Origin of the sequence: Pseudomonas sp. RIT-PI-q (genome assembly GCF_001297125.1) — a bacterium.
GTDB lineage: Bacteria > Pseudomonadota > Gammaproteobacteria > Pseudomonadales > Pseudomonadaceae > Aquipseudomonas.
Map to the genome: position 1 here is coordinate 1 of NZ_LHPC01000024.1, position 11,522 is coordinate 11,522.

An 11,522-nucleotide genomic window follows, 5' to 3' on the forward strand; every position below is an offset into this window, starting at 1 on the left:
CGGTTATCCTGTTGAAACGCGTCATCGTTAACGACCTTCGCTGGCAAGCCAGCTCCTACAGGTCGAGCGTTAGCTCGCCCACAGCTTTTGCGAGCAAGCTCGGCTCCTACGGAGCAGCGAACGCAACACCTGAAAACCACCACCCTCTGTAGGAGCTGGCTTGCCAGCGAAGCATTCGAATGCGCCACGGTTGTCCTGTTGAAACGCGTCATCGTTAACGACCTTCGCTGGCAAGCCAGCTCCTACAGGTCGAGCGTTAGATCGCCTGCAACTTTTGCGAGCAAGCTCGGCTCCTACGGAGCAGCGAATGCAAACCTGAAAACCACCACCCCCTGTAGGAGCTGGCTTGCCAGCGAAGCATTCGAATGCGCCATGGTTATCCTGTTGAAACGCGTCATCGTTAACCTCCTTCGCTGGCAAGCCAGCTCCTACAGGTCGGGGGGCATCTGTGAGAAAGACATCACCGGCAAGCCGTGCACCTACAGCTGCGTGCGTGTTTTTCCCTTGCAGGTCCAGACGCGAACCCGGAAGCTAGGGATTCAGTCACCTGACGGAGAGAACCAGCCTTGGATTGGCAAACCCTGCTTACCCGCGAACGCCTCGGAAAGCCTCTGCACAGCCCGCAAGAACTCGGCCGCAGTCCTTTCCATAAAGACCACGACCGCATTATTTTCTCGGGGGCGTTTCGCCGTCTCGGGCGCAAGACGCAGGTCCATCCGGTCTCCAGCAACGATCACATCCACACGCGATTGACCCACTCGCTGGAAGTCAGCTGTGTCGGTCGTTCACTGGGCATGCGTGTCGGTGAAACCATCCGTAGCGCCCTGCCCGACTGGTGCGAACCGAGCGATCTGGGGATGGTCGTGCAATCGGCCTGCCTGGCCCACGACATCGGCAATCCGCCCTTCGGTCACTCCGGCGAAGACGCGATTCGCCACTGGTTCCAGCAAGCTGCCGGCCGTGGCTGGCTGGATGCAATGAGCGAAGTCGAACGCGACGACTTCCTCAATTTCGAAGGCAACGCACAAGGCTTCCGGGTACTCACCCAGCTGGAATATCACCAGTTCGACGGCGGCACCCGGTTGACCTATGCCACCCTTGGTACTTATCTCAAATACCCATGGACGGCCAAACACGCCGATTCGCTGGGCTACAAGAAACACAAGTTCGGCTGCTATCAGAGTGAGTTGCCGTTGCTGGAGCAGATCGCCCATAAACTCGGCCTGCCGCAACTCGAGGAACAGCGCTGGGCCCGCCATCCGCTGGTTTATCTGATGGAGGCTGCGGATGACATCTGCTACGCGCTGATCGATCTGGAAGACGGTCTCGAGATGGAATTACTGGACTACGCCGAAGTCGAGTCCCTGTTGCTGGACCTGGTAGGCGATGATCTTCCGGAAACCTATCGTCAGCTCGGGCCGAAAGATTCGCGGCGACGCAAACTGGCGATTCTGCGCGGCAAAGCCATCGAGCACCTGACCAACGCCGCCGCCCGCGCCTTTGTCGAGCAACAGGACGCATTGCTCGCCGGTACGCTGCCTGGCGATCTGGTGGAGCACATGCACGGTCCGGCCAAGCGTTGCGTACTGAATGCCAAGGACATGGCGCGCAAAAAAATATTCCAGGACAAGCGCAAGACCCTCCACGAAATCGGCGCGTACACCACGCTGGAAATTCTGCTCAACGCCTTCTGCGGCGCGGCGCTGGAACAGCACAACGGTCGAACACCCTCCTTCAAGAGTCGCCGCATCCTCGACCTGTTAGGCAACAATGCGCCCGACCCGAATGGCCCGTTGCACACCTCGTTTCTGCGCATGATCGACTTCATTGCCGGCATGACCGACAGCTATGCGAGCGACATGGCGCTGGAGATGACCGGGCGATCAAGCCGCTGATGACAATGGTCGATCAGCCATTACGCCGTACGGAATGGCTGATCAGCCACTAAAAACCCAACTGCATTCAACGCGTGCTGAATCGCCCTACATGTCATGGCGAGCGAACTGATCGATTGCCCGGTATTCTCGCGAAATAATTCCGCTTCCCTCTGTTCGACAGATGAGTGTGAATAACCAATGTTCAAAGACGATCTACGCATCTTGCTGGTGGAAGATCATCCCTTTCAACTCAGGGCGACTCAGTACCTGCTTGAGAGTTACGGCTTCACCCAACTGACCACCACTGACAGTGCCGAAGGTGCCTTGCATCAGATGCTCGGTGCTGTGCAACCATTCGATATTCTTTTGTGTGACCAATGCCTTCCCGACCTTCCCGGAATTGAATTGGTTGAATTGGCCAGTCATCGAGGGATGATCAGACAAGCCATACTTCTAAGCAGCCTGACGCCGATTGAACTGGACGGACTTGAAAGAATGGCGCACAAACATGGGCTGCCCTTACTGGGCTACTTGATAAAACCACTGAAACAATCAGAATTTAGAAACTTATTGACCTTGGCATCTTTATAAAAACCCATCTAAAAACCACTCAAAACCAAACTTGAAACTTACATCTGAAAAACTTTATAAACGTTGACCAAACACCCATAACTTTCAGCTAGCATCATAGAAAACCTTGTTGATGCGTAGTCCTTTTCCTCTTACTTTGTAGGATTATTCCTATATTGCTGCTACGGGTCCGTCAGATCATGTGTCACCTCAACTATCTGAGCTAAGGTGCGCGCTTTATTTGAACTCGCATGGGATTTGATTATGAACTCCGTTTTTATTGTCGACGATCACCCTGTCATCCGCCTTGCCGTTCGAATGTTGCTTGAACACGAAGGTTACAAAGTCGTCGGTGAAACTGATAATGGGGTCGACGCCATGCAGATGGTTCGCGAATGCATGCCCGATCTGGTCATACTCGACATCAGCATTCCGAAACTGGATGGGCTGGAAGTTCTCTCACGCTTCAACGCAATGAGTACCCCCCTAAAAACTTTAGTGTTAACTGCGCAGTGCCCGACGATGTTCGGTATCCGTTGCATGCAATCCGGTGCATCAGGGTATGTGTGCAAACAGGAAGACCTGAGTGAACTGGTCAGCGCCATCAAAGCGGTATTGTCAGGTTACAACTACTTCCCAAGTCAGGCCTTGAACCCTGTTCGCAGTGAAGACGCACGTTACGCCGACCTGGAGTTGTTCAAGTCAGTCAATGACCGGGAGTTGATGGTATTGCAACTTTTCGCCCAAGGCCGAACCAACAAGGAAATTGCCAAAGGCATGTTCCTGAGTAATAAAACCGTCAGCACCTATAAAAAACGACTCATGCAAAAGCTCAAGGCTCAATCGCTGGTCGAGCTCATCGAAATGGCAAAACGTAACGCGTTAGTGTGAGAGACAGGATGCCCAGTCGTATAAAGGATTATCTGCTACTGATGGCCGCGGGCGTATGCCTGAGCACTTCGGTGGCCGCTGCGCAGACCGCCAGCGAGCACTACACCCTGCTCAGTCGCTCAACGACCGGAAACCTGGAAGTCCAGCTGGATAAATCACAACGGCAATGGGTCAAGAATAAACGTGAACTGATCCTCGGCACCTCAGCCCCGGATTATCCTCCCTTCGACTTGACTATCAGCGGCCACGACTATGAAGGTTTCACCGCCGATTACGCGGGCATCCTCAGCAAGACCACCGGTTTGCCAATCAAGGTTCAGCGCTTCGCCTCCCGCGGTGCGGCGATCGAGGCGCTTGAAAACGGCGAAGTCGACCTGCTCGGCACCGCCAATGGATTCGAGGCACGCAACGCCGACATTGTGCTTTCCACGCCCTACGCCGTGGATCAACCGGTTCTGGTAACGCGCGAAGGGGAAACCCGGTCCCTGACCGATGGCCTTGCCGATTTGCGGCTGAGCATGGTGTATCACTATTTGCCGCTGGAAGAGGTCAAGGCGATGTATCCGAAGGCGATCATCACCTCCTATCCGTCCTACCAGAATGCGATCAACGCGGTGGCCTTCGACCAGGCTGACGTGTTTCTCGGCGACACCATTTCTACCCATTACATGATCAACAAGGGGTATCTGAGCAACATCCGCATGGCCAACTTTGGCAAACACGAAGCCCACGGTTTCAGTTTTGCCGTGCACAAGAACAACCCGGAACTGCTGGGCATCATCAATGCGATGCTCATGCTCGTACCCACCAGCGAGCGAGAAAACATTGCCAAGCGCTGGAGTGCCGGCAGTGACATTTTGCTCACCGATCAAAAGCTGGATCTCAGCTACAGCGAGGAACGCTGGCTGGCGCAACATCCGGTGGTACGCGTAGTGGTCAATGAGGCCTTCGCACCGCTGACGTTTTTCGACAGTGACGGCAATTTTCGTGGTGTCACCGCCGACCTGCTCGAGCTGATCAGATTGCGCACCGGCTTGCGCTTCGACATCCATCGCAGCCGAACCAATGGCGAGATGATCGAGCAGATCGAGAACAATCAAGCTGACCTGATCCCCGCCCTGCTGCCCAGTACCTCACGTGAAACGACGTTAAACTTCACCCGTCCCTATCTGCAAAACTCTTTCGTCCTGCTGACGCGCAAAGCCGCTGACAGCCCGAAAAATCTTGCGCAACTCCAGGATAAACGCCTGGCCATCACCCAGGGCAATCCGTTGCTCGACTACCTGCGCAGCGAGTTCCCGCGAATCCACCTGATTGAAACCGCAGACACATTCAGCGCCGTGGAATTGCTCGCCGAGGGCAAGGCGGAAGGTGCGGTGAACTCGCTGGTGATTGCCAACTACTTCATCTCATCGCGCCTGTTCGAGCACACACTTCAAATCAGCACCACCATCGGCACCCGACAAGCCGCATTCGCGCTCGCCACCAGCCGCGACGCCAAAGAACTTAACTCGATTCTCAACAAGGCGTTGCTGAGCATCGCGCCAGAAGAGCTGGGCATCATCAACAGCCGCTGGCGTGGGTATTCGGCGTCTTCGCAAAGCACCTGGCGCAGCTATCACCGAGTGTTCTTTCAGGTCGTTATCGGTGCCGGTGTCCTGCTGCTGATTTCCGTTGCCTGGAACGCCTACATGCGTCGTCAGATCAACCAGCGCAAGGCGGCCGAGCGTGCGTTGAACGATCAATTCGAATTCATGCGATCACTGGTCAACGGCACGCCCCATCCGATTTACGTGCGTGATCGTCAGGGCCTGCTGCAAAGCTGTAACGACAGTTACCTGGAAGCCTTCTGCGCAAAACGTGAGGACGTGATCGGTAAAAGCGTCATGCAGGGCAACATGAGCAATGCGTTCGAAGCCTGGGAATATCAGGCCGACTATCAGCGCGTCGTGGCCGAGGGCATCCCGTTGATTCTCGACCGTGCGCTGCATATCGGTGGCCGCAGGCTGACGATTTACCACTGGATTCTTCCCTACCGTGATTCGAGCGGTGAAGTGCAAGGCATCATCGGTGGCTGGATCGACATCAGCGAACGTCGGCAACTGTTCGATGATCTGCGCTGCGCGAAAGAGCGCGCCGATGAAGCCAATCGAGCCAAAAGCACGTTTCTGGCCACCATGAGTCATGAGATCCGCACCCCGATGAATGCAGTCATCGGCATGCTCGAGCTGACACTAAAGCGTATCGAACACAACCACCCGGATCGTCCGGCCATCGATGTGGCGTACAACTCGGCAAGGGACCTGCTGGAACTGATCGGCGACATTCTCGATATTGCACGGATTGAATCCGGACACCTGAGCCTGAGCCCGGAGCGGGTCAATCCAGGAGAGATCATTGCGTCGGTGGTGCGGATTTTCGATGGACTGGCTCGCCAGAAGAATCTCGAACTGCGAGTGGAGTTCCACCCTGCCAACCCGGCGATCGACGTCTTGCTGGACCCGATGCGTTTCAAGCAGGTGTTGTCCAACCTGATCAGCAACGCCATCAAGTTTACGGAGCAGGGCCAGGTAAGGATTACCGTCGACCTGCACCCGACCGTCGACCCTGAACGGGTGCAGATGCAGTTACATGTTCAGGACAGCGGCATCGGCATCAGCGAACAGGATCAGCAGCGCTTGTTCGAACCCTTCGCCCAGGCCAGTGATACGGGCCAGTCAGGCCGAGGGGGCGCAGGGCTCGGGTTGGTGATCAGCCGCAGCCTGTGCGAAATGATGGGTGGCAGTCTGCACTTGAGCAGCCAGCCGGGTTTCGGCACTCGTGTCCAGGTTTCGTTGAACCTGGCAACACTGCCACTCGAGCCGTTGCTGGCAACACTGCCACTCGAGCCGTTGCTGGCAACTGCTGAAGCGCACATCCACACCACCACGACCCCGTTGAACGTTTTAGTGGTCGATGATCACCCGGCCAATCGCTTGCTCATGTGCCAGCAACTGGAGTTCCTGGGGCATCGATTCAGCGTCGCCGTTGATGGCCAGGCGGGATTCGAGGCGTGGAAAGCCGAGCCGTTCGATCTGGTGATTGCCGATTGCAACATGCCAACCCTCAATGGATACGAACTGGCCCGCGCCATTCGTCACCATGAACGACAAACCCGACGCCTGCCCTGCACCCTCCTGGGGTTCACCGCCAACGCACAACCGGAAGAAGTACAACGCTGCAAACAGGCCGGGATGGACGACTGCCTGTTCAAACCCCTCACCCTGACAGCGTTGAGCCAATGGATTGAAGGGCTCGAGCCAACCGTCCGCGATCCGGCCTTTAGTCTGCAAGGGCTGCGCCTGTTGACGGGGGGTAACCCGGCATTGGACCTGCGTTTACTGACCGAACTGCTGAGCAGCAACCGTCAGGACCGAGAAGCCTTGTTGGTGCTGTCCCAAGCCGAGGGCGCGCAGTCATTTCTCGACATTGCCCACAAAATCAAGGGCGCCGCACGAATCGTCCAGGCCTCCCGGTTGATCGATAGCTGCGAGGCGCTGGAGAAGGCCTGCCATCACGTGTTTGACCACCAGGAAGTGGCCGATTGCAGCAAGGCCTTGGAGCGCACCATGCTCGAACTGGAGCACGCGTTGCAGCAACAAATCGGAGAAAACGACAAAAGCAGAATGACAGAGCCTTAACTATGCTTGATCGCTGAGCAGTGTGTTAACCATCATGGAGAGACCTGCAATGCCCAGCCCACTGCGCCCGGATCAACGGCAGTTGCCGCTGCACGTCCATATCAGTGTGATGTTCACCTTCCTGCTGTTGCTGACCGGGGTGGTGCTGGGGATTTTCAACTACGGACAAACCACGCAGATCATTCTTTCCAGCAGTGAGAAGCTCTTCAACCGCATCGAGCAGGAAGTGCGCCTGGACCTGCACAACACCTATGAACCGATTCGTCACCTCTTAAGCCTGCTGGTGGAAAACCCGGCGGCCCAGGCACCGGACCTGGAACAACGCCTGGCCCTGCTCAAACCCTTCAGTCAGTCCCTCAAGGACAACCCCGATCTGGCATCGCTGTACCTGGGCTATGGCAACGGCGATTTCTTCATGGTTCGTCCGCTGCGCACCGCCGAGCTGAAAACCCTGCTCAAGGCCCCGCAGACGGCGGCCTATCAAGTGTGGAGCATTGAGCGAAACAGCAGCGGCCAGGACCATTCCCAGGGATTGTTTTTTGATCAGGACCTGGCTCTCATCAGTCGCCAGGACAATCCCGACGAAACCTTCGATCCACGAACCCGCGCCTGGTTCTCCAGCGCCAGCCGCGACCGCGATCAGATCACCACCGAACCTTACCTCTTCTTTTCCACCCATCACATCGGCACCACCCTGGCCCGGCGCAGTGGCGACAACGTGGTCATGGGCGCCGACCTGACCCTGGCCGAACTTTCCGCGACCCTGGCCAAACATGTCGTCACCCCCAGTACCGAAATCGTGCTGTTCGATGCCGAAGGCAATGCCATCGCTTATCCCGACAGCCGCAAACTGATCATCGACGATCAAACAGCGCATCTGGCCAAGGCGGCTGACCTGAGCCCCAGTCTCGGCGCATTGCTCAACCATCCCCCGGCAGGCAATCGCCTGGATGCGGCCGGTCGGCAATGGATCGTCGCCCGCAGCACCATGCAGGAGGGCGGCCCTCAAGGACTGCAACTGGCGCTGTTGGTGCCGGAAGATGAATTGCTCGTCGATGCCTATCGCATGCGCTGGCAAGGTGCGCTGATCACCTTGGCCACGCTGTTGTTGTGTCTGCCGTTGGGCTGGCTGACCTCCAGAATCCTGGTCAAACCCTTGCGCGCTCTGGTGCAGGAAGCCGATGCGATTCGCAGCTTCAATTTCAATTTCCCGGCATCCCGTCGCTCTCTAGTGCTTGAGGTCGACCAATTGAGCCTCTCGATGCTGCGCATGAAGGACACCCTGGCGAGCTTTTTTCAGATCACCGACAGCCTGAGCGCCGAGACCCGCTTCGCTCCGTTGCTGGAAAGGGTGCTGTTTGAAACCGTGAAAATCGGTCAGGCGCAGGCGGGTCTGCTCTACCTGCGCGAAAGTGATGGCGATCTCATGGAGCCGCAGGGGCTGGTGATCAACGGCACGTCACAGGCATTGTCATCGTTCGACATTCGGGCACACGAACTCCAGAGTCCACGCAGCCCCGCATGGCTGCAACAACTGGCGAATGCCGACAATGTAGTGGTCAATCTCGGTTTCGAACAGGCCGGGGATTTGCAGAGGGTCTTGCTTGCGCTGGAATCTCCCCGGGTTCACCTGATCGGTATCCGGTTGCACAACCGTCATAACGAAACCGTGGGCCTGCTGATCCTGTTGTTGGCCGACAGCGGCCATGAGAGCGATCTGGAAAAACTACGGCCGGACCGCATCGCGTTTCTCCAGGCCGTCTCCGGCGCGGCTGCGGTGAGCATTGAAAGCCAGCGTCTGCAGGCCAAACAAAAACAGCTGCTGGATGCCTTCATTCAATTGCTCGCCGGTGCGATTGACGCCAAAAGCCCCTACACCGGCGGTCATTGCCAACGAGTACCGGCATTGACGCTGATGCTCGCCCAGGCTGCCGCTGCCAGCCAGGACCCGGCCTTCAGCGGCTATCAACCCACCGAAGACGAGTGGGAGGCGTTGCACATCGCCGCCTGGCTGCATGACTGCGGCAAGGTCACCACCCCGGAATACGTCGTCGACAAAGCAACGAAACTAGAAACCCTGAACGACCGTATCCACGAAATCCGCACCCGTTTCGAAGTGCTCAAGCGCGATGCCTGGATCAACTACTGGCAAGCCATTGCCCTGGGCGGTGACGAGCAGCACCTGGCCGAACAGCGCAATGCCACGTTGGCGGGGCTGGACGATGATTTTGCCTTCGTTGCCCGTTGCAATCTGGGTGGCGAGGCGATGGCCGAGTCCGACCTGCAACGCCTAAGCAGCCTGGCCCAACGCACCTGGACCCGGACGCTGGATGACCGGCTGGGCGTTTCCTGGGAAGAGAACCGACGCCAGGCCCGTACCCCGGCGCCGACCCTGCCAGTCAGCGAGCCGCTGCTGGCGGATAAACCCGAACACCTGTTCGAACGTGCCGAAGCCGAACGGATTCCCGAAGACAATCCCTGGGGTTTCAAGCTCGATGTGCCGCGCTACAAGTACAACCGGGGCGAGCTGTACAACCTGAGCATTGCCCGAGGCACCCTGACGCGGGAGGAGCGTTACATCATCAATCACCACATGGTGCAGACGATCCGGATGCTCAGCCACCTGCCCTTCCCCGCCCATCTCAACAACGTCGCGGAAATCGCCGGCGGCCACCACGAAAAAATGGACGGCACCGGATATCCCAAACGGTTGAAGCGCGAAGAAATGAGCCTGCCGGCGCGGATGATGGCGATTGCCGATATTTTCGAAGCGCTGACCGCCGCCGATCGCCCCTACAAGAAAGCCAAGACGTTGAGCGAAGCGCTGGGGATCATGGCAACGATGTGCCGTGACGCCCACATCGATCCGCAATTGTTCGAGCTGTTCATCAATGCGCACATCTATCTGCAATACGCCAATCGATTTCTCGACCCACAACAGATTGACGCGGTGGACCCGACAAGCCTGCTGGTCAAGGCAGGCTTGAGGGCATGATCAGCAGTCGGTCAGACGCAGGAAAATCGCGGCCAGTTGCTCGATGCCTGCCTGATCTTCTGCGGTAAAACGTGCCAGGCTCGGGCTGTCGAGGTCCAGCACACCGATCAATCGACCGTCCTTGACCAGTGGCACGACCAGTTCGCTGTTCGACGCGCTGTCGCAAGCGATATGCCCGGGGAACGCGTGCACGTCTTCGACGAGCTGGGTCTGCAAGCTCGCCGCCGCCGCTCCGCAGACACCGCGACCGAAGGGAATCCGCACGCAGGCGATCTGCCCCTGAAACGGGCCGAGCACCAGTTCTTCGTTGCGATTGAGGTAGAAACCGGCCCAGTTCAGGTCTTCGAGCTGGTTGTACAGAAACGCCGAAAACTGTGCGGCGTTGGCAATGAAATCCCGCTCGTCCGCCAGCAATGACTCCAACTGTGCCGACAGCATGCCGTAGCCTTCGAGGCCCTGGCCGCTCTGTTTTAAATCGATCATGCCTTGTGCTCCAACAGCTTGAGCCCGACCCAATAGCGGGCAAATTGATACGCGCAACGTCCGTTGCGATTGCCCCGCCCCGTTGCCCAGCGCACCGCGAGGATGTCCAGTTCCTCGTTACGCTGCCACTCAAGGCCCGCCTTGTCGGCCAGTTGACCGATCCAGTGTTCGACGACGTTGAGGAAGTGTTCCTGGGTAAACGGATAGAACGACAGCCACAGGCCAAAACGATCCGACAGCGCGATCTTGTCTTCCACCGCCTCGCTGGGATGCAGTTCGCCGTCGACCCGTTTCCAGTTTTCGTTATCGCTTTCCTTTTCCGGCACCAGGTGGCGACGGTTGGACGTGGCGTACAGCAACACGTTATCCGGGGCCTGTTCGAGAGAACCGTCGAGCACGCTTTTAAGCACGCGATAATCGCCTTCGCCCGATTCGAACGACAGGTCGTCGCAAAACAGCACGAAACGCTGGGGCAACCTGGCAATCTGTTCGACCACGCGCGGCAAGTCTGCCAGGTGATCGCGTTCGATCTCGATCAGCCGCAGACCGTCCTCGGCGTGTTCGGACAGTAACGCGCGAACCAGCGACGACTTACCGGTGCCGCGCGAGCCCCAGAGCAGCGCGTGGTTGGCGGGCATGCCATCGAGGAACTGTTGGGTATTGCGCCCCAGTTGCTCCACTTGGCGGTCGACACCGATCAGGTCGGACAACCGCGTGTCGAGGCTGACTTGCAACGGCAGCAGAAAACCGCTGCGCCCTTCGCGTTGCCAGCGTGCGGCCAGGCAATGATTCCAGTCGATGGCTTGCCGAGGTGCGGGCAGCAGCGGTTCGATACGGGCCAGGACGGCATCGGCGCGTTCAAGAAAAGCATTTAATCGGGAATCCACGTCTTCTCCTCGGGCACGTTCACAGTGATGATGATGCTACAGCACCGAAACAAGCGATCAATGCCCTGTTCATCCCTTGATACAAGGACTCGCGAGAACATCGGTATCCATGCATGATCGGCTATGCTTGAGCAGCGAA

General features: G+C 57.6%; 7 protein-coding genes. 5 read left to right on the forward strand and 2 right to left on the reverse strand.

What is annotated here, in order from left to right; genetic code table 11:
* Positions 1-566 precede the first annotated feature (566 nt).
* The 5 genes from AEQ67_RS09445 to AEQ67_RS09465 all read left to right on the forward strand — a co-directional run bounded on the left by AEQ67_RS09445 (position 567) and on the right by AEQ67_RS09465 (position 10,013).
* Positions 567-1,895, forward strand: coding sequence for a deoxyguanosinetriphosphate triphosphohydrolase (locus tag AEQ67_RS09445; RefSeq protein WP_059403623.1), 1,329 nt, complete (start codon positions 567-569; stop codon positions 1,893-1,895).
* A 180-nt stretch (positions 1,896-2,075) separates the two neighbouring features.
* Positions 2,076-2,468, forward strand: a complete 393-nt coding sequence (locus AEQ67_RS33650; RefSeq protein WP_082377808.1) for a response regulator — start codon at positions 2,076-2,078, stop codon at positions 2,466-2,468.
* A 243-nt stretch (positions 2,469-2,711) separates the two neighbouring features.
* A complete protein-coding gene (locus AEQ67_RS09455; protein WP_059403625.1) occupies positions 2,712-3,338 on the forward strand; it encodes a response regulator transcription factor in 627 nt (208 codons plus the stop codon).
* 8 nt (positions 3,339-3,346) lie between these two features.
* On the forward strand, positions 3,347-7,018 hold the full coding sequence (locus AEQ67_RS09460) for a transporter substrate-binding domain-containing protein (RefSeq protein ID WP_059403626.1): 3,672 nt from the start codon (positions 3,347-3,349) through the stop codon (positions 7,016-7,018).
* Positions 7,019-7,067: 49 nt separating this feature from the next.
* Entirely contained in the window at positions 7,068-10,013 is a 2,946-nt protein-coding gene (locus tag AEQ67_RS09465; protein WP_059403627.1) for an HD domain-containing phosphohydrolase, read from the forward strand.
* Here AEQ67_RS09465 and AEQ67_RS09470 read toward each other — a convergent pair whose 3' ends face one another.
* Positions 10,014-10,496, reverse strand: a complete 483-nt coding sequence (locus AEQ67_RS09470; RefSeq protein WP_059403628.1) for a GAF domain-containing protein — start codon at positions 10,494-10,496, stop codon at positions 10,014-10,016.
* On the reverse strand, positions 10,493-11,383 hold the full coding sequence (locus AEQ67_RS09475; RefSeq protein WP_059403629.1) for an ATP-binding protein: 891 nt from the start codon (positions 11,381-11,383) through the stop codon (positions 10,493-10,495). The genes AEQ67_RS09470 and AEQ67_RS09475 overlap by 4 nt, the downstream gene beginning before the upstream one ends.
* Positions 11,384-11,522: the final 139 nt, after the last annotated feature.

What these genes read in the sequence shown, in the direction of transcription:
- AEQ67_RS33650 (WP_082377808.1), top strand. Translation starts at nt 2,076, where the DNA reads ATGTTCAAAGACGATCTACGCATCTTGCTGGTGGAAGATCATCCCTTT.
- AEQ67_RS09455 (WP_059403625.1), top strand. Translation starts at nt 2,712, where the DNA reads ATGAACTCCGTTTTTATTGTCGACGATCACCCTGTCATCCGCCTTGCC.
- AEQ67_RS09460 (WP_059403626.1), top strand. Translation starts at nt 3,347, where the DNA reads ATGCCCAGTCGTATAAAGGATTATCTGCTACTGATGGCCGCGGGCGTA.
- AEQ67_RS09465 (WP_059403627.1), top strand. Translation starts at nt 7,068, where the DNA reads ATGCCCAGCCCACTGCGCCCGGATCAACGGCAGTTGCCGCTGCACGTC.
- AEQ67_RS09470 (WP_059403628.1), bottom strand. Translation starts at nt 10,496, where the DNA reads ATGATCGATTTAAAACAGAGCGGCCAGGGCCTCGAAGGCTACGGCATG.